Genomic DNA, 21,791 nt, shown 5'->3' with positions numbered 1-21,791 from the left:
CATCTGCGGTTCGGCCCGTACTGGTCGGGCAGTTCCAGGCTCGCAACGGTCGCGATCATGCTGCGGAAGCCGCGACCAGGGCGGTCGTCGACTGGCCTGGCGTCAGCTCCGCCAACACCACCCGTCCACCCCGGTTATGCACAATTTCCGCGCCCACCACATTCTCGATGGAATAGTCTGCACCTTTGATGAGCACGTCGGGCTGCAGCGCTTGTATCAACTCCATAGGCGTGTCTTCATCGAAGAGAATAACGGCGGCGACTCCCTTGATTGCGCCCATCACTTCGGCGCGCGCATGCTCCTTTTGAATCGGTCGGCTGGGGCCCTTTATCCGCCCGACCGAGGCATCGGTGTTCAGCGCCATCAGCAACCGGTCACAACTCGCCGCTGCTTGACGGATGAGTGCGATATGGCCCGGGTGGATGAGATCGAAGCATCCATTGGCGAAGCCCACCGTGAGTTTGTCCGCTGCCCAGGCTGCGCGAAGTGCGATCGCCTCGTCTAGATCGACGAGCCGGCCGTCGGCGATGGATGGGCTTGTCCGGTCGGCGGCCAGCGAGGCAGCAAGTTCGTCCCGGGTCACGTTGGCGGTGCCAAGTTTCGAAACCACGATGCCGGCGGCATGGTTGGCGAGCCGCATGCCCTCAATGAATGGCATGCCCGCAGCGATCGAGGCCGCGAGCACAGCCACGACCGTGTCTCCGGCACCGGAGACGTCGAACACGTCTTGCGCAACCGTTGCCAGATGCGTGGGCAACCCGTTCATCGGGAAGAAAGACAGGCCTTTCTCGGATCGGGTCAGCAGAATGTCGGCGCCGCAGATCTCCTGAGCTTTAGCGACCGCCGCTGCGGCCTCCTCGTCCGTCTCGCATGGTAGCCCGGTCGCGTCGGACAATTCCTTGCGGTTTGGGGTGAGCACCGTCGCGCCGCGATACGCCGAAAAATCGCGGCGCTTAGGATCGACGAGCAAAACCTTGCCGGTGGCGTTGCAGTGATCGATCACTGCACGCAGGATGGTGTCGGAGCAGGTGCCCTTACCGTAATCCGATAGGATCGCGACGTGGGTCCCGTCGATCGCCCGGCGAGCGGCTTCAGCCAATTCCACTTCGGCAGCCGGACGACAGGGACCGACATCTTCGTGATCGACGCGCACGATCTGCTGGTGAGCACCAATGATGCGCAACTTGCGCGTGGTGCGACGGTCGGTAACGGCAACAAGGCCAGAACAGTCCACGTCACCACGGCTCCGCAGGCACTCGATCAGTTCGCTGCGTGCACTGTCCGCGCCCGACAAGCCGACGAGATTCGTACCCATGCCCAACGTTGCGAGATTGGCCGCAACGTTTGCAGCGCCGCCAGGAACGCTCGTTTCGCCGGTCACGCGCATCACCGGTACCGGTGCCTCGGGCGAGATGCGATTGACGTCTCCCGACATATAGCAGTCGAGCATGACGTCGCCGATCACCGCGACACGGAAGTTTGGGAAAAGATCGAGATATGTCTGCATGGATGCCCTTTGGCTCAAACCATCGCCTGGGGGGTGGTTCGCGGCACGGTCGCCAAGCGCCGGGCTTCCGTCGCGGCCAGGAACAGATGGTATAGGGAACTCGCTGGAACATAGTCGACCAGCGGCACGCCTGTCTCGCTCACATGATCGATCCAGCCGCCGGTGAAGGGGCGATTGAGGAAGGTGCCCAGCAGTTGGTTAGCCATGCTTTCGGCCAGCGTGAACGCCTCATCGTCGCCCGCCTCGTGCCGGACTATCGCGGCCTTGATCGCCTCCGTATGCGGCCATACCCGATGCGAGAGCTTGACAGGTACCTTGTCGGCACGCACCTCATCGTAGATCAGGCCGTCGCCCGCCGCGCCGTGAGCGCAGGCGACGCGATAGAGCACAGCAGCCGCCGGCTCCTCAGGCACCTTGGCGAGACGTGCATATCGGTCGAGCAGCCAAACCCATTCAAAATGATGGCCCGGTTCGAAGAGACTCGCTTTGGCGGGATCGGGATGCGGGCCCCAATCCTGTGCGAAATGTTCGAGCAGCACGCCGTCCGAGGGCATGAACAGCTTGGCCTTGAACAGTGCCACAAGCTCGGACGCACGATCGAAATAGGGCTTATCCGGCGCAGCTTCCGCGAGAAACAGATAAGCTTCCAGCAGGTGCATGAGAGGGTTCTGCCGCTTGTACAGATCGCCCGCTGGCGCTGCATCGAACAGTCCGCCATGATCGGGATCAAGCAACTTTGCATCGATGAAGGCGATGATCTTGTCGGCCAGATTCAAATGGCGTCGGTCCCCGGTCAGCGCATAGAGCCAAGCGAGTGCGAATAGCAGAAAGGCGTGTGTGTAAGCATCGCGGTGGGTAGCGGCCGGGAGCCCGTTGCCGTCGACAGAGAAATGGAAGGAGGCCGTGCCAAGGCCAACCTCTCCATAATCGCGCACCAGGTTCGCCATTGCGATCTCGGCCAAACGCCCGCCTTCGGGAAACCAGCCGAGCTTAGCGGCATGAGCAAAAACGTAGGCCTGTCGCGCCTGCACCATCGCGCGGTGGGGCACATCGATCGGACGACCTTCGCGGTCAAGCCGCTCCCGGAACCGGCCGCGTGCGGAATCGAAGCCCTGCTCGGACCAGAAAGGCAGCGCCGAATCGCCCACCCAACGGATATAGCTGGCGAGCGCGCCCGATGTTGCACCGGCTATCATGTGCGGCTCATCGCAGCGGTTGCCTCGTTGCGGGCCCGCTCGATCAGGGAGGCTGCCGCGGCCGCCAGATCGCAGATATCGGACGGCACGAGCAAGCCGGGTATGCCAGCGCGATCGGCCGCCTCAACGTCGCTCTGCTTATCGCCTATCATGAAGCTGCCGTCGTGCCGGATTGGCCGCTCACGCATCGCGCGCAGCAGCATACCAGGGCCGGGCTTCCGGTCATCATGGTCGCAGGCATACGGCTCGACGGAACCTTCCGGGTGATACGGGGAATAGTAGAAAGCGTCGATCCGCGCACCTTCAGCGGCGAGTAGCGCCTGCATGTGCATATGAAAGCGCTCCACTTCCTGCGTGCCGTACAGCCCCCTAGCGACTCCCGATTGGTTGCTGACTACGATCACCCAGTAGCCAGCCTCATTCAGCAGTCGAATGCCCTTTGCCGCAGTGGGCGTGAACAGCAAATCTTCGGGCCGAAAGACATAGCCGTGATCGACGTTGATCACTCCGTCGCGATCTAGGAAGGCGGCCGGTCGTGAGCGATCGAAGTCGGGCGTCGGATTCTCACGGCGCATCAGGCGGCATGCTCGCGCACGCCGGCCACAATCAACCAGCCGATCGAATAAACGAGCAGCATCACGACGACCGTTGTCAGCAGGATCCGCCAGCGCTGCGGGTAGAGTGATTTGACCGGCATATTGGCGTCCACTACCCGCACAAGATAGAGTTGCTGGCGCAGCGCCTGGTCGCGAGCCTTGTCGAGGCTCGCGGCGGCCGCTTCATAGCGTTTGGCGAGAAATTCCTGCCTAAGCTGCAGCCCCTCATAACCACCGATGTCGGCGGCGATCGCTTCGTTGCTACCCGTCAGTTTGCCAGACTGCGCTGCTACCTGGCGCTGGAGCGCCTGTACGCGCGCGGCAATGGCACGGTATTGAGGACTCGACCGGTCGATCATGCTGCCCATCGCAGAGAGCTGCGCCTTGGCTTGCGACAATTGGCCGTCGAGCGACGTCACGAGCGTAATTTGTGCCTGCCCCGATGCACGCGGGTCTATGTCGCGGCGAGCTTGCCTGAACTGGGTAAGCCGGCCTTGAGACTGGGCCAGCGCATTCTCCGCATCAGTCAGCTGTTTGCGGGCCACCGCTATCGCATCGTTATAGCTGCGGACATTCAGCATGTTTACGCGCTTTTCGCCTAGTCGGAGCAACGCTTCAACGAGCTGATAACTGTCCTCCGGCCGGAAGCTATGGACCTTTACCGTCGTAATGCCCGTCTCGGCGTTCAGGTGGACGTCCACCTGCCGACGGTAGTATTTTAGCAGTTGTTCCGGTGTCGGATCGGCCCTGCGCAGCCGGCTCAAGAGGTCGGCGTCCGCATCATGGAAGCGTTCCACCAGGCGATTGTCGTGGCGGAGCGTCGCGACCACGTCGTGGGACGTCAGATAATCCGCGACGCTCGTCGCCTCGCCCGTGGCCGTTGAGGGGGCACCGACCATGCTGAGCGCTTGGCTCAATCCAGTAGAGGGCAGGCTCGACGAATTAGCCGACCGCACAAGAAAATGGGCTTCCGATTCATATTGGTCTGACGCGATCAGAAACAGATAGGAAGCCAGCACCAGGGTCGGCAACACAACGATCAGGCCGAACACACGACGCTGGATTATCCAGGTCTTCACCTTCTCAAAGCTGCTCAACCGATAGCGATCGGCCTCACCCTCGACGGGTCTCATGATGCCGTGCATGTTCATGATTCAAGCCTCACAGTCGGATTGCGCGGTCATTTTAGGCTAGGTGGATGTGGCTGCGCATCCGCCGCATTAGCACAAGCCCGGTCCAGGTAAGGACAAGGCATGCGCCGACCAGATAACCACCGTAGAAGTAATCCAGATTGGCGGATCTGAACTGCCCGTAACGAACCAGTTCGAAAATGCTAGTCATGGGTATATAGCTCAACCATTCCCGGAATGGGTGCGGCAGCCAAGCTAGTGGAAGGAATGCTCCGGAAAGGCCGACCATGAAGTAGGAGTAAGGATGGACCAGCCTGCCGATCGTACGATTTTCATAGGTTATCGCCGAGATAACGAAGGAATGGCCCATCGCATACCAGAACATCAGCGCCCATCCGCCGATTAGGGCGAGCGGCCGGGCGGGCAGTTCCGCGAACCCGAAGGAAATGATCAGCCCCATCAGAATGACGAAAGTCAGGAAGGTGCCTGCAAACTCCAAGAACCCGCGCGCGAGCGCGATATCCAGCACAGTCACCTGCCTGTGATAAAGGAGTGGTGCGTTGGCTTCCACGCCGCCCTCCGATCGATTGACGATGCCGCGGAACAGAATGAAAGTCGTGTACCCCAGTACCGCGAAGGGCAGTGGCTTGATGTCGCCGCCATAGGAGGAGTGGCCACTGTTGCTATGCAGTAGCCCAATGACGCTGGCCAACAGCATCGGCTCTCCGATCATCCAGAGGTAGCCGACATTTTCGCGCCCATAGCGGGTGTGCAACTCACGCATGATGAGCGCTTGAATCACCCGCACTTGGATCCTCAGTGACGCGAGGAACGAACTCCGTGCAGGCAACGCAGCATCATAAGGACGGGTGCTCATAGCGTTAGCCTATGGAGCAATTCTAGGAGCTTGGCGATATGCGCCGCCCACCGCGAAGATTGCCACGATCGCAAAGCCGCAATTTGCTTTTCCCGGATCGCGGAGTTGATCGAGGCAAGGTCGTCAATGGCCTTAAGCCATGCCGGACCGTCCAGCGGATCTTGATAGTCGGGAACGCCGCCGCCCGCCTCGTGCAGCGCTGGCAGATCGCTGCAAACGACCGGGACGCTCATTGCCAGAGCCTCGGTGACTGGCATGCCATAACCTTCGGCAAAGCTCGGCATCAGCAAGGCGCACGCGCCGGGCAACAAGGCAGCCACCTCCCGATCGCTCAGCCTTCCCTGTTCCTCCACGCAGCCCTTCAAGGCTGGGCACCGCTCCAGCATGTCGACGACCTGCTCATTCTCCCAGCCGCGCCGGCCGACGATGATGAGCTTCGGGATATTCGCGGAGCCCCGCTCCTCCGACATGCGGCGCCACAGATTGAGTAGCAGCAGGTGGTTTTTGCGGGGCTCGATAGTCCCAATGCAGACGAAGTACGGGCGGCCGTCTGCCACGCAGATTGGCGGAGCGGTGCCGTCCGCCGCACGGTGCAGATGTGTACCAAGATGAGCGACCGCTGCTTCCGGATGCCGCCCTACTACGTCCATCCACGGCGTCAGCGCGTCCAGCGTCGCCTGCGAGTTGCACACGACGCCCTCGGCGTGGTTCAGGATGGCGCGAATCCTCACTTCATGCTGGGCCGCGCCGCCCGGCCTCGCATATTCGGGATATTGGAGCGGGATCAGATCGTGGACGAGGCAGATGAAACGGGCCTGTTCGCGCTTCAGGATCTTGGCGATCAAATCCGGCCTGGTAAGATTGTTGGGCGACGCCTGCACATAGAAGGGCCGCGGTGCCGATGGATCGCGCCGGTGCACGCGCGGGCGCAGCGCGGCGAGCGCACCGGTCGCGAAGCGCCGCATCTCCCAGATCGAACCGAAGCCCTTGTGATCCCAGCGTTCCTCGGTCGCATCGAGGAAACGCAGCACCGCATCGGTCGGGATGCATCCGTAAAGACCGGTCGGGTGAACGGCGGCGAATCGCAGCCGTTCGGGCACGGCCGCCAGCAGGCCGCGCGCATAGGCCATCTCGCAACGATCCACCCCCGTCGGCGTCGCGTGCAGCACGCGCGACAGCAGGCGGGACAGATCGAGGATGATTTCCGGTTCGGAACCAGATGCCGGCATGGTCTGTCCGGGCACCCCTGCGCGGGGCGCCCCCTCCTCAGCCCGCCGCGAGCCGGCTGGCCAAGGCGGCCAGATCGACGGGCTGATCCCGCAGTTCGGCGATCACCTCGGCCACGATGGCGGCCACGCGATCCAACTGCTCTTCCTCATGCAGGCTCGAAATGAAGAAGCGCAGGCGCGCGCCCTGTTCGGGCACGGCGGGGTAGATGATCGGCTGGACGTTGATGCCGCGCTGGAACAGCGCGTCGGCGGCGCGGGCGGCGACGATCGAACTGCCCGTCATGATGGGGACGATCGCGGTGCCGATCGAGGGGCCGGTATCCAGCCCGCGCGCGCGGGCCGCGGCCAGGAAGCGGGCGCCGTTGGCCTGCAGCTTCGCCACGCGTTCCGGCTCGGCCGCCATCACCTCCAGGCTCGCCAGCGCGGCGGCCGCGATCGGCGGCGGCAGGCCGACCGAATAGACGAAGCCCGGCGCCGAATAGCGCAGATATTCGATCAGTTCGCGGCTGGCGCAGATATAGCCGCCGCAGCCCGAAAGCGTCTTGGAAAGCGTGCCCATCCACACGTCGATCTCGCGCGGATTGATGCCGGCGGCCTCGAAGATGCCGTGCCCCTTCGCACCGAGCACGCCGAGCGAATGCGCCTCGTCGACCATGATGTGCGCGCGGTGGCGGCGGGCGATGGTGATGAGGCGGGCCAGATCGGGGATGTCGCCATCCATGCTGTAATGGCCCTCGACCACGATCAGCGCGCGGTCCGCGCCCGGGCGGGCCTGGCCAAGCAGGCGATCCAGCTCGTCCATGTCATTGTGCGGGAAGGCGATTCGCTGCGCGCCACTCAGCAGCGCACCCTGCACGATGCTGTTGTGCGACAGCGAATCGTGGAGGATCAGATCGCCCCGGCCGACGAGATGGCCGATCACGGTGACGTTGGTGGCGTGCCCGCTCACCAGGGTCAGCGCCTCTTCCGTGCCGTAGAGATGGGCGAGCGCCTCCTCCAGCGCATGATGGACGGGCCGCTCGCCGGAAACGATGCGGCTGGCGGAAACCGACGTGCCGTAGCGGTCGATCGCGTCCTTGGCGGCACCGGCGACGCGCGGATCGCCATTCAGGCCGAGATAATTGTAGGAGACGAAATTGTCGTAATCGCGCCCGTCTATCGTCGAACGGGCACCCGCTACGCCTTCATGGACGCGGAAATAAGGGTTGGCGATGCCGAGCGCCTCGCCCGCGCGCTGCACCATCGCGATATCGCCGGCGACATCGCTGCGGCCGAGCGGCGCGCGCGGCTCGGGAACGGCCTCGACATGCGGGCCGGGCTGGCGGGCCGAGAGCCGGGCGAGGAGCTGGGCCTTGGCGGCGCCGGAAAGTCCGAAGGAATCAGTCATCTGCACCGTTCGGTCGCATGGGGATGCGGCCAGATCAAGGCGTGAACGGGACGATCCCGCCACGGCCTATCCGATCGGGATGGGCCGAGCGGTCGCGCGCCGGTCGCGGAAACGGGTTTGCTCAGGGGGCCACCGCCGCGGCCGCGGCCATGCCCGGTTCGGCCGCCGGGATCGCTTCCGCCGCCGGGATGGCGCCGCCTTCGTGCAGGGCGAGCCGCTCCATGAGCTTTGCCTTCTCGTCGGCGGGCGCGGCGTCGCCCTCACCGCCAAGGCCACGGATGATCCGGCCGGCCATCGCCGCGAGCGTCGCGCCTTCGGAAAGGGCGAGCAGCGGGATGGAGAGGCCGAAGCGCTGCTCCACGGCGAGCCGCAACTCCACCGCCATCAGGCTGTCCATGCCCAGTTCGGCCAGCGGGCGCTGCGCTTCCACCCGATCCGGCGCAAGCTTCATGATCCGCGCGACCTCCTCGATCAGCAGGCCGGTCACGCGCTCGCGCGCTTCCTCCGGGCTGAGATCCGCGAGCAGTGCGGCCAGATCCACCTCACCCCCTTCGTCGACGGCGGACAGCGCCATATTCGAAAAGAGCGGCGAGGCGATGAGCGGCAGGCGGGCCTTCATCGCGCCCCAGCGCACCGTGGCGACGCCCGCGACGGGCAGGCCCGAGGCGAGCAGCGCCGGAATGCGATCCAGCGCCTCCTGTGCCGAAAGGTGCGCGCCGCCGAGCTGCTTGGTGAGCATTTCGCTCACCTGCGTCTCACGGGAAAGATAACCGGCGTCGCCGATCGGCCCCCACTGGACGGCTAGGCCCGGAAGACCCGCCGCATGGCGTCGTTCGGCCACCGCCTCGATCGCGGCGTTGGCGGCGACATAATTGCCCTGGCCCGGATTGCCGAGCGGCGTGGTGACCGAGGAGAAGAGCAGGAACAGATCGACCGGATCCGCGCGCGTGAGCCGGTCGAGCGCGTCGGCGCCCGTGAGCTTGGGCGCGAGCGCGCGGGCGAAGCGGCCCGCATCCAGCCCGCCCAGCAACGCATCGTCCATGACGACGGCGGCATGGATCACGCCCGAAATCGGCCCGAGATCGGCGCGGACCTCGGCCAGCGCGGCGGCCAGTGCCGCCTCGTTCGAAATGTCGACCGCATAGGCCTTCGCCGTGATTCCCGCGCCGGCGAATTCGGTGACGAGCGCGTCGGCGCCCTCCACCGCCGGGCCGCGCCGGGAGAGAAGGGCGAGCTTGCGAGCGCCGTTGCGGGCAAGCCAGCGCGCCGCCTCCCGGCCGAAGCCATCGAGGCCCCCGGTCACGACATAGGCGCCGGGGCCGGCCACGAAGGCCCGGGCCGCGGCGATCCGCTTCGGCGGCACGGGGCCAGGCGCCAGGATGATCTTGCCGATATGGCCGGCACTCTGCATCAGGCGGAAGGCGCCTTCGGCATCGGCATAGTCGAACGTGCGATGCGGCAGCGGGCGCAGCGCGCCCTCCGCGAAGAGATCCGCAATCTCGTCGAAGATCTGGGCGGCGAGGCGCGGCTGCTTCAACGGAAGCTGATCGGCATCGATGCCGAAATAGCTGACATTGTGGCGGAAAGGCCGAAGCCCGATGCTGCTATTCTCGTAGAAGTCGCGCTTGCCGAGTTCGAGGAACCGGCCGAATGGCTTCACGAGGCCAAGGCTGCGGCGCATCGCCTCGCCCGCCAGCGAATTGAGCACGACATCCACGCCCGCGCCGCCCGTGAGGCGCATCACATCATCGGCGAAGCTGAGCGAGCGGCTGTCGAGCACCGCCTCCACACCGAGATTCTCGAGCAGGGCGCGCTTGGCCGGCGAGCCCGCCGTGGCGAAGACGCGCGCGCCGCGATGGAGTGCATATTGGATGGCGGCGAGGCCGACGCCGCCGGCGCCACCATGGATCAGGATCGTCTCGCCGGGGGCGAGCCGCGCGAGATGGCCGACCGAATAAGCAACGGTGAGGAAGGCGACCGGCACGGTCGCGGCGGCGGTGAAATCCAGCCCTGCCGGCATGCGCATCACGGCATGGGCGGCCGTGACGGTGCGCGTGGAAAGCGAAGCGGGTGCGAAGGCCATCACGCGATCGCCGGGCGCGAAGGCGGTAACGCCCTCGCCCACGGCGGTGATGATGCCGGCGCATTCCAGGCCCAGCGTAGGGCCTGCGAAACCATCCAGCAGCGCCTCATCGGGCAGCAGGCCCATCGACCACATGACATCGCGGAAATTGAGGCCGGCGGCCTTCACCTTGATCGCGACCTCGTTCGCGCCGGGCGCAGCCACCTGCGCGTCGGCCCAGCCGAGCGAATCGAGCAGGCCGGGGCGCTGGATGGCGAGGCGGAGTGTATCCCGTTCGGTGCCACCTGCGGCCGCCGGAAGCCCGGTGCGAACGCGGGCGACGATGCGGCCGCGCGGCGTCCAGGCGATCTCGTCCTCCTCGTCCGGCGCGGCAAGTTCGGCGGCGGCATGCGCGGCCGCATCGGCAGGCGGCAGGGACGGATCGAGCCGGATCAGGCGCAGGCGAACGTGCGCGGCCTCATTCGCAAGCACGCGGCGCGCGCCCATCAGCGCGGCCGTCGCGGGATCGCCCTCGGCCAGGCCGGAGACGATCAGCGTGATATCGTGGCGCGCATCGATCGGGAGAGCGGCGAGCGAAGCGATCAGCGCGAGGCGATCGGGCGGTGGAGGCGTATCCGTGCCCAGCACGATCGCGATCGGCGCGGTCGTGATCGCGACATCGTCCAGGCCGCCACGCGTGGCGGTCAGGGCGGGGTGGGACGCGATGGCATCGGCCAGCGCGTCGCCGCTTACAGCGAGCAGGCTGACGGCGCGGCCCGATGCCGGGGCGGCGGCGTCCGCTTCCGCCAGCTGGCCGGCGATCAGTTCCATCGGCCACAGCCCGCCCGGGATCGGGCGCGCCTGAAGCCCCGCAAAACCGGCGCGGGCGAGCAGGCCCGTCCAGCGGGTCGGGTCGCTCGGCGGCGCGAGGAAGGGGCGGAGCAGCGGCCACACGCGGTTCACGCCGGGCTCCGCCAGCAGGATCAGGCCGCCGGGGGCGAGGGGAACGGCAAGGCCGCCGATATTCGCGCCGCCATCATCGGCAAGGCTGAGCGCGTGAAGGCCGGTGACGAGATCGAACGGGCCGGCGTCCAGCGTCTCGCCCGGTGCCCAGGCGACGGCGCTCGCACGGGGATCGCTGGCGAGCGCCTCGGCCAACGCCGGCAGATCGTCCGGCCCGGTCGCGGCGACGAGGCGGATATCCGGATCGCCCAGACGACGCAGCAGTTCGCGCGACAGGCGGCCCCGCCGCGCACCCACTTCGAGGATGCGGAAGGGGCGACCCTGCGCGCGCGCCTCGGCGGCGCGGGAAACGGCCGCGACGAGCGCCTCGATCGCGGCCTCGCCCGAAGGCGATTGGCCGAGAAACTGATCCCATAGCGCGGGCGGCAATGCGGGTGCCGCGCCCGGCCCCTCGCGCAGGATCGCCGACACCCGTTCGCCGGCCAGCGCCAGCAGGGCGACATCGGCCACGGCAAGCGGCGCATCGTAAAGCAGCGTGCGCAGGATCGCGTCGGAGGGCGGCAGATCCTGTGTCGCGAAGCTCCACGATCCATCGCTGGCCAGTTCGGCGAGGCCATCCGTGGCGAGCCAGCGGAGCAGCTGATCGAATTGCGGGCGGCTCATCGGCGAGACGCGGCCGGTGCGGAACAGTTCCTGCGGCAGCAGGCGGCCATGGCCCGCGGGCATCAGCGTGCGCAGCGTTTCGGCGGCGATGGCGGAGGCGAAGGCGTCCGCCAGCAGGCGGGCCTCCTCGATCGCGGGCTCGGTGACGGGCCCCGCAATGGCGGCGGGCGCGAGATGGCCGGTCGCGGCCGGCCCGCCGGCAAGCGCGCTGGCGACGAGCGCGGGGTGGAAATATTGCTCGTCGCCGCGCAGGCCCCGGCCCATCGCGACGCGCACGAACCAGCAATCCGCCAGTTCGGCGATGGTGAGGCCGGCCGCATCGACCAGCGCGACATCCGCGCGCACGGAGCGCGGGCCGACGCGGGTGACGGCGAGGCGCGCGGCAACGGGAATGGCGCCGTCCGGCGCCAGCAGGCGGACCCGGCCGAAGCGCCACGGCAGCACGCCCATATCCTCGCCCAGCCGGCCTGCGGCGAGGGCGAGCAGGCCCTGCAGCGCGCCATCGAGCAGATTGGGCGCGAGCAGGAAGCCGGGGCCGAGATTGGCGGCGTCGGCGAAGCGCACGGTCGCCGCATCATCGCCGGCAATGTCGATATATTCGACCACCTGGAAGGCGGGGCCGTAATCGAGGCCGAGACGCGCTGCGAGCGCATAGAGGCTGGTGGCGGGCACGCGCGCCGAGGTGGGCACATCGGATGCCGGCGCGGTGCCGGAGACGGCGGTGGAATCGCTTTCCACCATCCGGCCGGACATATGGATCGTCCACGGCTCCTCGGTGAGGCGCGGGCGCGAGGCCAGCTCGAACTCGCCGGTCGCCCCACCGATGCGCAGCCGCAGCTCGCGCATCACATGCGGCTCCAGCACCAGCGCGCGGCCGATCTCCACCTCCAGCAGTTCCAGCGCGGCGGCACCAGGCTTGCGCTGGCGCGCGGCGGCGAGCGCAAGATCGAGCATCGCCGCCGCCGGCATGACCGGCGCCCCGCCAACCGCATGATCGGCCAGCCACGGCATCTGCTCCAGGCCGAGATGGCGCACCCATTCCAGCGGCTGCGGGCCGACGCGCTGGCCCAGCAGGGGATGATCGTAGGGCACGGTGGCGGGATCTGTGGATTCGGAGGTGCGCGGCACCCAGAAACGCTCGCGCTGCCACGGATAGCGGGGAAGCGAGCGCAGTTCGGCCACGGGGGCGGCCGGGAAAAGCGCGCCATCGCGAATATCGCCGCCGGCGGCATGAACGCGCGCGGCGATCGCCGCGATCGGATCCTGCTTCACCGGGCGGCGCGAGAGCGTCGGCACCACGCGGCCTTCCCGATCGGCGGAGCGCAGCGCATCGTTCAGATAAGCCTGCACCACCGGATGCGGGCCGACCTCGATGAAGATGCGGTAGCCATTTTCAACCATCCGCTTCGCGGCTTCCGCGAAAAGGACGGGCGCGCGCACGTTGCGCCACCAATAATCGGCGCCGAGCGCTTCGCCGTCGATGGCGTGGCCGGCGACGGTGGAGATGAAGGGAATATTGCAGGCGCCGGGCGCCAGATCGGCGAGGTCGGCGCGGATTGCCGCCTCGATCGGATCCATCGCGGCGCTGTGGAAGGCATAATCGAGATCGAGCCGGGTGAAGCGCCAGCCGCGCTCCTTGCTCTCTTCTCCCAGCGCGTCGATCGCCTCGATCGGGCCGGCGACCGTGATCGCGGTGCCGCTATTGTGCGCGGCGATCTCGATGCCCTTCGTGTCGAAGCCAGCTTCGGCCAATATCCTGGCGGCCTCTTCGGCGCCGAAGCCCAGCACGGCCATCGCGCCGATGCCATGGCGCGCCTGCTGGGCGCGGCTGCGCGCGGCGATCACGCGCGCGGCTCCATCCAGATCCAGCGCGCCGCTGGCCCAGGCGGCGGCGACCTCGCCCACCGAATGGCCCATCGCGGCCTCGGCCTCCACGCCATAATCGCGCAGGGCGATCGTGAGCGAAACCTGCACCGCGAACAGCAGGGGCTGGGCGGCATCGGTATTGCGCAGGCGATCAGCGTCGCCAGCCTCCAGCGCCTCGATCACGGACCAGCCGAGGTGGGGGCGCAGCGCCGCGTCGACCATTTCCAGCGCGGAGCGGAAGGCGGGGCTGCCCGCCATCGCATCCGCCGCCATGCCGGCCCACTGGCTGCCATTGCCGGAAAAGACCAGCGCGATCCTGCCCGACACGGCCTTGTTGGTAATCAGCCGGCTGTGGGCGCGCTCCTCCACCTGCGCGGAGAGGGCCGCGTCCAGCTCGGCGGCCTCCGCCCCGAGCGCGACGAGGCGGCGTCCATGCTGGCTGCGATGGCGCGCGGCCCCATGCAGGAGAGCGGCGAGCGCGGGGCGATCATTCGCCGTGGCGCGGATCCGATCGCGCCATTCGGCCGCGAGTGCCGAGAGGGCGGCGTCAGAGCGGGCGGACAGGAGCAGCGGCGGCAGCGGAGCGGATACAGTCCCGGTCTGCCCGTCCGTGTGCGTTTCGAAGCCCGATTCCAGCACGGCATGGGCATTGGTGCCACCGAAGCCGAAACTGTTGATGCCCACCATCCGCCGGCCTTCCGGCAGCGGCTCCAGCTGATGGGCCAGGCGCAGGTTGAGATCGTCGAAATCGATGTTCGGATTGGGCGTGTCGCTGTGCAGCGAGCGGGGAATGGCGCCACGCTCGGCGACGAGCATCGCCTTCAGCAGGCCCGCCATGCCGCTGCCGGCTTCGAGATGGCCGATATTGGTCTTCACCGAACCGATCGGCAGCGGATGCGCGCGCTTCCTGCCCAGCACGCTGCCGAGTGCGCCGGCCTCGATCGGATCGCCGGCGAGCGTGCCCGTGCCGTGCGCTTCCAGATAGGAAAGCCGCTCCGGATCGATGCCGAACCGCCCATATACCTGGTGCAGGAGCGCGGCCTGCGCATCCCGGTTCGGCAGCGAAAGGCCGGTCGTCCGCCCGTCCGAATTGACGCCCGTTCCACGGATCACGGCGCGGATCGGATCGCCCGCCGCCAGTGCATCCGCCAGCGGCTTCAGGATCACGATCCCGCCGCCTTCGGAGCGGACATAGCCGTCCGCATCGGCGCCGAAGGCATGGCAGCGCCCCTTGGGCGAGAGCATCGATGCCGCACAGAAACCGACGAAGCTCTGGGGGGCGAGCAGCAGGCTGACGCCGCCGACCATCGCCGCCTCGATCTGTCCACCGCGGATCGCCTCGCAGGCCTGATGCAGCGCCACGAGCGAGGAGGAGCAGGCGGTATCGACCGTGAAGCTCGGCCCATGCAGATCGAACACATAGGAGATTCGGTTCGACAGGATCGAAAGCGTGACGCCGATCATCGAATAAGGATCGGTGGTGGAAACGTCCGCCACGTTGAGATTGAGATAATCCCAGGAAGAGCCGCCGACGAACACGCCGATATTGCGGCCGGCGAGCTGGCCCGTATCGAGCCCGGCATCCTCGATCGCCTCGTAGGTCAGCTCCAGCAGCAGGCGCTGCTGGGGATCCATCTGCGTCGCCTCGCGCGGGGAGATGCCGAAAAAGGCGGGATCGAAGCCCGATACGTCGCCCAGCGTACCGGACGCGAATGTATAGGCCTTGCCGCGATGGCCCTTTTCCGGATGGAGCAATTGCGCCTTGTTCCACCGATCATCCGGAACTTCGGTCACGGCATCGCGGCCGTCGATCAGCAATTGCCAGAAGGAATCCAGATCGGGCGCACCGGGAAGCCGGCAGGATGCGCCGATAATGGCGATCGCCCCGTTCCGGCTGGCCTCGTCGTCCTCCCCCAGGACGGCGAAATCGTGACGCGATCTGTTCAAACTCGAAGCTCCGTCGAGGCCCCGATGGGCCCGATCAACAATAAGACGGACACGCTATAGCGGAGCCTTATCACGCGGCAAGGCGCAGGAAAACCACTGTCGCTGCGGTGCAGCATAGTCACGCTCAACTCGTCGCGCGTCCGAACAGTTTGTAAATCCGTCCCTGAAGCCGGCGCGCGAACACGATCGGACTGGGCTTCGGTTTCCATCCGGCGGCGAAACGATCGAGCAGGATTTCGGGGGAGCAGGGCAGGCCGGTCACCGGATCCTGATAAAGCGGATAAAGAATCAGCGTTGCCGCCACGAGTTCGGCGATGGTCCTTGTCCGCGTGCGGCGGGGCAGGGGCGGGCCGTGATCGTGGGTGAGGCCCCAGCCGGCATAGAAGGGGCTGCCATGCACATGCGTCTCCAGCCCCCGCATGAGCGCCTCGAACCCGACGAGCGAGGTGAGGACGTGGACGGCATCGACGCGGGCAAGCAGGCTCTGCGTGGCCTCGGAGCGGACCACCTGATCGGCGAAGGCGAGGGCATCGGCATCGGCCACGCGGCCGACGCGATGGCCCGCATCCACATCGGGATGGGGCTTGAACAGGATCAGCGCGTCGGGCTCGGCGGCGCGGGCGCGGCGCAGCAGATCGAGATTGCCGGCGACATCGCCGCCCGCCTTCCTCACCGAAAGATCATCCTCCACCTGGCCGGTGACGAGCACGGTGCGCCGGGTGCGGGGCGGGGCCGGCGCGGGCGGGGCGCTGCCATATTTGCTGATGCCGCGCGCCACGATCAGCCGCGCGAGCCGGTCCGCGCGCGCCAGCAGGTCGGGTGTCATGTCGGCCGTCTGTAGCAACCGCTCCAGGTCGCTCTCCGGGCCGGGATCGTAATACAGCCCGCCCGCGTCGGCGACGATCGAGAAGGGGGGCAGGAGGTTCGCGCCCAGGCCGACCGATCGGATGAAGCCGTCTTCGATCCGCACGATCGGCACGCCGGCGGCATCCGCCTCGGCCAGCAGGGCGGGCGTCACCCGCGATGGCCAGACGGCGAGAGCGCCGCCACTGGCGGCGGCGGCCGCCACACCGCTCTTCGCATCGTCCGCGAAGGCGAGCGGGCGATCGCGCCCGGCCCAGAGGAACTGGCCGATGCGATCCTTCTTCCACCACGCCATGCCCGCGCAGGCGCCGATCGCGCGATGGGCGTCGAATCGAGCGCGCCACTGGTCGAGCAGGGCCACGGCATCTTCGGCGTTCGCGGCCTTGCGGGTGAAGGGATCGCGATAGGCGACCCGGCCGAGCAAGGCATCTGCCAGTGCCGTTTCCGATGGCGGATCGCCCGCGATGGCCGCGCCCGCGATCCGCGCGATCAGCCGCCATTCCTCATCCTCGCTGGCCAGTGTGATGCCTGGGCGGAGCAGGCTCCAGGGATCCACCGCGTTCGGAAGGATCCGCGCCACCGGCACGTCCCACGATTTCGCGCCAGGTGGCGCGCAGAGCGCCACATCCGACCCTCGCCCTGCCCGCGCGAGCAGGCGGTGTGCCTGTTCTTCTCCCGTGGCGTGGACGAGCAGAGTTCCCGATGGCAGCGGATCGGCCGGGGGGAGCCAGAATGCGCCGCCCACGCGCGCCTTCCGGATCGCCCCGATCAGGCTTGCGACGCGGGCCGGATCGGGCGCGGCGGGGGCAAGCGGGCATTGCGTGCTGACGGCGGCGGTGGCGGGCTTCACCCAGGGGAAGGGAGGTGATCGCAGCAGCGGCGGGAGTGCGCCGCTCATTCGTCGGCTGGCCGCTTGCGCCCGACATCTGCCCATGCCTGGGGGCTCCAGCGCGCGAGCATGTCCAGCGCCTTCCAATAGAGCGGGATGCGCCGTTCGGCGATGCCGGGCAGGCTGCCGGGATCGAAGCCCGTCCAGGGCAGGAAGGGATTGCGCCGCCCGTAGGACCAGATCTCCACGCGCGTCGAAGGGCGCACCGAAGCGCCGCGCGCATGGAAGCCATGCGTATCGGCCACCACCAGCGTGTTGGCGGGCACGGCGAGCGCACGCGGAGCGGGAAGCCCGAGGCCGGCAAGTTCGCTCGCGTCGATCCGCAGCGAGCCGCGCATCGACAGCCGATCGAGTTCGCCGCGCGCGGCGCGCTCGCTGCGTTCTTGCTCCCAGGCCAGGCGTGCGGGTGTCAGCCGGTGCGATCCGGGCACATAGGTGAAGGGTCCCTCGTCGGCCGCGACATCGGTGAGGAAATACCAGGCCTTCACCGTCGCGTGGAACGTATCGGCGTGCAGAATCTCCTGCGGATCGGGCGGAGCGGCGTGGCGATGCGAGAGGATCGACTGGATATAGGTAAGCGGCTCGCTGTCGAACGTGCCGACATAGCGGTTGAGTCCGCGCCAGCGCGGATCCCGCAGCAGCATGTGGGCGGCCGGGATGCTCGCCAGCGCTTCGGGGTCCAGCGCGATGCGGCGCGTGATCGTGTCGCCCTGCACCATCTCACGCGCGGGCAATCGCGCGGCCATCGCCTCGTCGCGCAGGCGGGCAAAGGCGTCGGCGAGCAGGAAATCGGGGATGTGGACGAAGCCGTTCCCGGCATATTCGGCCGCGTGCGCCGGAGAGATCAACCGTGCGAGCCGTGCCCGCCGCCGCGCCGCCATGCTATCGGCCCATCGCACCCGCGCGACATGAAGACCCCGCGCGTTGAGCCGCTCCGATCCGAGAAGGCCGTTGTCGCCGAACGACTTGGTGTCGGTCGCCAGTTGCAGCGCCCACCATGGGAAGAGGAGAGGGCGGAGCACGGACATGGTCGTTTCTCACGGCAGCGCTTCGCGCGGCGGTGCGGCGCGGTCAACCATGTTTGTTGCTTTGTTTGTCGTAAATCCGGCGCTAAGCCCGCTGCCACCAGCACAGGGGGCATGATGCCGGTTAAGTTGATCAAGCCGAAGCGCTTCGGCGATGAGCGCGGATGGTTCGTCGAAACCTACAATGCCGCCCGTTATGCCGAGTTGGGAATCGCCGTCACCTTCGTGCAGGACAATCATTCGATGTCCGCCGAGGTGGGCACCTTACGCGGGCTGCATTTCCAGGCGCCGCCGCATGGGCAGGACAAGCTCGTTCGCTGTGTGCGCGGCCGGATCTGGGATGTCGCGGTCGATGTTCGCAGGGGGTCGCCCACCTGGGGCAAGTGGGTCGGGGCCGAGCTTTCGGCGCAGAATGGCTGGCAGCTGTTCGTGCCGATCGGCTTCGCCCACGGCTTCGTCACGCTGGAGCCCGATACCGAGGTGGAATATAAGTGCAGCGCGCTCTACGCGCCCGGCGCGGAAGGCAGCGTGATCTGGAACGATCCGACCATCGCGCTGCCGTGGCCGCTCGCTGGCGAGCCCGTTCTTTCCGCCAAGGACAAGATCGCGCCGACGCTGGCCGATCTCGACAGTCCCTTCGTTTATGATGGCATTCCCCTGGAGCCGATCGACGCATGACCGACGCCCCCGTTTCGCTTCGCATCCTCGTGACCGGCGGGGCCGGTTTCATCGGTTCGGCGCTGGTGCGCCATCTGATTCGTGACACGGCGCACGAAGTGCTGAATGTCGACAAGCTGACCTATGCGGGCAATCTCGCCAGCCTCGATCCAATCGCGAACAGCCCCCGCTATCGCTTCCTGCAGGCGGATATCTGCGATCAGGCGGCGATCGCGCAGGCGCTGGCCGAATTCCGCCCGCAGGTAATCACGCATCTGGCGGCCGAAAGCCATGTCGATCGCTCGATCGATGGGCCGGCCGAGTTCATCCAGACCAATATCGTCGGCACCTTTTCGATGCTGTCGGCCGCGCTCGATTACTGGAAGGGGCTGGACGAGGCGGAGAAGGCCGTCTTCCGCTTCCATCATATCTCGACGGACGAGGTGTTCGGCACGCTCGCCGACGATGGCTATTTCACCGAAGAAACGCCCTACGATCCGCATTCGCCTTATTCGGCGTCCAAGGCTTCGTCGGACCATCTCGTCCGCGCGTGGCACGATACCTATGGGCTGCCCGCGATCATCACCAATTGCTCGAACAATTACGGGCCCTATCATTATCCCGAAAAGCTGATCCCGCTCGTCATCCTGAAGGCGCTCGCCGGAGAGACGCTGCCAGTCTATGGCAAGGGGCTGAACGTGCGCGACTGGCTGTTCGTCGAGGATCATGCGCGCGCGTTGACGACCGTCTTCGAGAAGGGCGTGATCGGCGAAAGCTACATCATCGGCGGGCGTGCCGAGCGCACCAACATCGATGTCGTGAAGCGCATTTGCGGCGAACTGGATCGCGTCCGTCCGCGGGCCGACGGTAAGAAATATGAGGAGCAGATCGGCTACGTCACCGATCGCCCCGGTCACGACCATCGCTATGCGATCGATCCCTCCAAGCTGGAGCGCGAGCTGGGCTGGAAGGCGCAGGAAAGCTTCGACAGCGGGATCGCCCGTACCGTGGCCTGGTATCTCGATAACGAGGCCTGGTGGCGCCCGCTTGTCGAGAAGAATGCGGTGAAGCGCGTCGGCCTTTCGGTATGAGGGGCGCGATTCTCGTGACGGGCGGGACGGGGCAGGTCGGCACGTCGCTCCGGGCCGTCGCCGGCGACAGGTTCGAACTGGTGATGCCGTCGCGGGCCGAGATGGACCTGTCCGATCCGGCATCGGTCGCGGCCTTCCTCGCGACGCGGGATGATTGGGCGGCGGTGGTCAGCAGTGGCGCCTATACCGGCGTCGACAAGGCGGAGAGCGACGTGGTGGCCGCCTGGTCCGCCAATGCGATCGGCCCGGCGGCGCTGGCGGTCGCCACGAAGGCGCGCGGCATCCCGATCGTCCATATCTCGACCGATTATGTGTTCGATGGATCGAAGGCCGGTTTCTACCTGGAGAGTGATCCGGTCGCGCCGCTCGGCGTCTATGGCGCATCCAAGGAGGGCGGCGAGCAGGCGGTGCGCAGTGCCAATCCGGCTCACGTCGTCCTGCGCACGGCGTGGGTGGTGAGCCCGTTCGGCGCCAATTTCGTCAAGACGATGCTGCGCCTCGGCGCCGAGCGGCCGGAACTGCGCGTCGTTGCGGATCAATATGGCTGCCCGACCTCCGCACTGGATATCGCGGCAACGGTCGTGGCGATCCTCGATCGTCTGCTGGCTGGCGAAGGCGCTCACGGCACCTATCAGTTCGTGAATGCCGGGGAAGCGAGCTGGCACGATCTGGCCGAGGCCGTGATCGCGCGATCGGCCTCGCATGGTGCGCCCCAGCCCCCCGTGACGCCGATCACCACCGCCGATTTCCCGACGCCCGCGCGGCGTCCCGCCAATTCGCGCCTTTCGACGGCGAAGCTGGCGGCGGATTATGGCATCACGCCCCGCGACTGGCGCGAGGCGGTTAACGAAATCGTCGATACGCTGATGGCGGAGAAGAAGGCGGCATGAAGGGCATCATTCTGGCGGGCGGCAGCGGCACCCGGCTCCATCCGGCGACGCTGGCGGTCAACAAGCAGTTGTTGCCCATTTACGACAAGCCGATGATCTATTATCCGATGTCGGTGCTGATGCTCGCCGGCATCCGCGAGATATTGATCATCTCCTCGCCCGAATATCTCGACAATTACCGGCGGCTGTTTGGCAGTGGCGAGCAGTTCGGCCTCGCCATCGAATATGCGCTGCAACCGCGGCCTGAGGGCCTGGCGCAGGCCTTCACGATCGGCGCGCCCTTCGTCGATGGCGGCAAGGCGGCGCTGGTGCTGGGCGACAATATCTTCTTCGGCGCCGGATTGGGCGAGCGGCTGCGCCGTGTCGCCTCGCGCGAGAAGGGGGCGACCGTCTTCTCCTATCGGGTCGATAATCCCAGGGCTTATGGCGTCGTGGAACTGGATGACGAGGGGCGGGCGCTCTCGATCGAGGAAAAGCCGGAGAATCCCAAGTCGCATCATGCCGTGACCGGCCTCTATTTCTATGACGAGCGCGTCACGGATCTTGCCCGCGCGATCAAGCCATCGGCACGCGGCGAACTGGAGATCACCGATCTCAACCGGCTCTACATGGAAATGGGCGAGCTTTACGTGGAAAAGCTTACGCGCGGTGACGCCTGGCTGGATACCGGCACGCATGACAGCCTGCTGGAAGCGTCCGAATTCGTTCGCACGGTGCAGCATCGCCAGGGTCTGCAGATCGCCTGCCTCGAGGAAATCGCGTTCGAGCAGGGCTTCATCGATGTCGATCAGCTGCGCCGCCATGGGCAGACCTATGCCAAGACGGGCTATGGGCGTTATCTGCTTGCCCTGGCCGATGAGCGCGGATAATCGCCGGGATTACGAAGCGTTTACCTGATCCGGCGTAACAATGCTTTACGATTGTCTTGTTGTCGGCTTTCGCGCGCTCACCT

Annotated in this window: 14 protein-coding genes; 4 read left to right on the top strand and 10 right to left on the bottom strand. The window is 66.8% G+C overall.

Features of this window, described 5'->3' with window-relative positions; genetic code table 11:
* Positions 1–55: 55 nt before the first annotated feature.
* The 10 genes from rfaE1 to DI605_RS06990 all read right to left on the bottom strand — a co-directional run bounded on the left by rfaE1 (position 56) and on the right by DI605_RS06990 (position 18,204).
* Entirely contained in the window at positions 56–1,507 is a 1,452-nt protein-coding gene (gene rfaE1, locus DI605_RS07035; protein ID WP_293971111.1) for a D-glycero-beta-D-manno-heptose-7-phosphate kinase, read from the bottom strand.
* 14 nt (positions 1,508–1,521) lie between these two features.
* Positions 1,522–2,703: an AGE family epimerase/isomerase gene (locus DI605_RS07030; protein WP_293971108.1), complete on the bottom strand. Its 1,182-nt coding sequence runs from the start codon at positions 2,701–2,703 to the stop codon at positions 1,522–1,524.
* Entirely contained in the window at positions 2,700–3,278 is a 579-nt protein-coding gene (locus DI605_RS07025) for an HAD family hydrolase (protein ID WP_293971105.1), read from the bottom strand. Before DI605_RS07025 ends, DI605_RS07030 begins: the two co-directional genes overlap by 4 nt.
* Entirely contained in the window at positions 3,278–4,450 is a 1,173-nt protein-coding gene (locus DI605_RS07020; RefSeq protein ID WP_293971102.1) for a lipopolysaccharide biosynthesis protein, read from the bottom strand. The genes DI605_RS07025 and DI605_RS07020 overlap by 1 nt, the downstream gene beginning before the upstream one ends.
* Before the next feature lie 34 nt (positions 4,451–4,484).
* Positions 4,485–5,306, bottom strand: a complete 822-nt coding sequence (locus DI605_RS07015; protein WP_293971099.1) for an ABC transporter permease — start codon at positions 5,304–5,306, stop codon at positions 4,485–4,487.
* Positions 5,303–6,436, bottom strand: a complete 1,134-nt coding sequence (locus DI605_RS07010; RefSeq protein WP_293971096.1) for a glycosyltransferase family 1 protein — start codon at positions 6,434–6,436, stop codon at positions 5,303–5,305. The genes DI605_RS07015 and DI605_RS07010 overlap by 4 nt, the downstream gene beginning before the upstream one ends.
* A 136-nt stretch (positions 6,437–6,572) precedes the next feature.
* On the bottom strand, positions 6,573–7,922 hold the full coding sequence (locus tag DI605_RS07005; RefSeq protein WP_293971093.1) for an aminotransferase class I/II-fold pyridoxal phosphate-dependent enzyme: 1,350 nt from the start codon (positions 7,920–7,922) through the stop codon (positions 6,573–6,575).
* A gap of 121 nt (positions 7,923–8,043) precedes the next feature.
* Positions 8,044–15,423 carry a type I polyketide synthase gene (locus DI605_RS07000; RefSeq protein WP_293971090.1) on the bottom strand — a complete coding sequence of 2,460 codons (7,380 nt, stop codon included), beginning with the start codon at positions 15,421–15,423 and terminating at the stop codon, positions 8,044–8,046.
* A gap of 124 nt (positions 15,424–15,547) precedes the next feature.
* Complete coding sequence (locus tag DI605_RS06995; RefSeq protein WP_293971087.1) at positions 15,548–17,185, bottom strand: beta-3-deoxy-D-manno-oct-2-ulosonic acid transferase; 1,638 nt, start codon at positions 17,183–17,185, stop codon at positions 15,548–15,550.
* Positions 17,182–18,204 carry a phytanoyl-CoA dioxygenase family protein gene (locus DI605_RS06990; protein WP_293971084.1) on the bottom strand — a complete coding sequence of 341 codons (1,023 nt, stop codon included), beginning with the start codon at positions 18,202–18,204 and terminating at the stop codon, positions 17,182–17,184. Before DI605_RS06990 ends, DI605_RS06995 begins: the two co-directional genes overlap by 4 nt.
* Before the next feature lie 114 nt (positions 18,205–18,318).
* Between DI605_RS06990 and rfbC the strand changes: the two genes are divergently transcribed.
* Genes rfbC through rfbA form a run of 4 tightly spaced genes read left to right on the top strand, consistent with a single transcriptional unit; the run spans position 18,319 to position 21,708 of the window.
* Positions 18,319–18,879 carry a dTDP-4-dehydrorhamnose 3,5-epimerase gene (gene rfbC / locus DI605_RS06985; RefSeq protein ID WP_293971081.1) on the top strand — a complete coding sequence of 187 codons (561 nt, stop codon included), beginning with the start codon at positions 18,319–18,321 and terminating at the stop codon, positions 18,877–18,879.
* Positions 18,876–19,949 carry a dTDP-glucose 4,6-dehydratase gene (gene rfbB / locus DI605_RS06980; RefSeq protein WP_293971079.1) on the top strand — a complete coding sequence of 358 codons (1,074 nt, stop codon included), beginning with the start codon at positions 18,876–18,878 and terminating at the stop codon, positions 19,947–19,949. Before rfbC ends, rfbB begins: the two co-directional genes overlap by 4 nt.
* Complete coding sequence (gene rfbD / locus DI605_RS06975) at positions 19,946–20,839, top strand: dTDP-4-dehydrorhamnose reductase (RefSeq protein WP_293971076.1); 894 nt, start codon at positions 19,946–19,948, stop codon at positions 20,837–20,839. Before rfbB ends, rfbD begins: the two co-directional genes overlap by 4 nt.
* Positions 20,836–21,708: a glucose-1-phosphate thymidylyltransferase RfbA gene (gene rfbA, locus DI605_RS06970; protein WP_293971073.1), complete on the top strand. Its 873-nt coding sequence runs from the start codon at positions 20,836–20,838 to the stop codon at positions 21,706–21,708. Before rfbD ends, rfbA begins: the two co-directional genes overlap by 4 nt.
* Positions 21,709–21,791: the final 83 nt, after the last annotated feature.

It is taken from the genome of Sphingomonas sp., assembly GCF_003248515.1.
Taxonomy (GTDB): Bacteria; Pseudomonadota; Alphaproteobacteria; order Sphingomonadales; family Sphingomonadaceae; genus Sphingomonas_I.
Note: the sequence above shows the minus strand (reverse complement) of the source record. Positions and strands in the feature narration are given on the sequence as shown.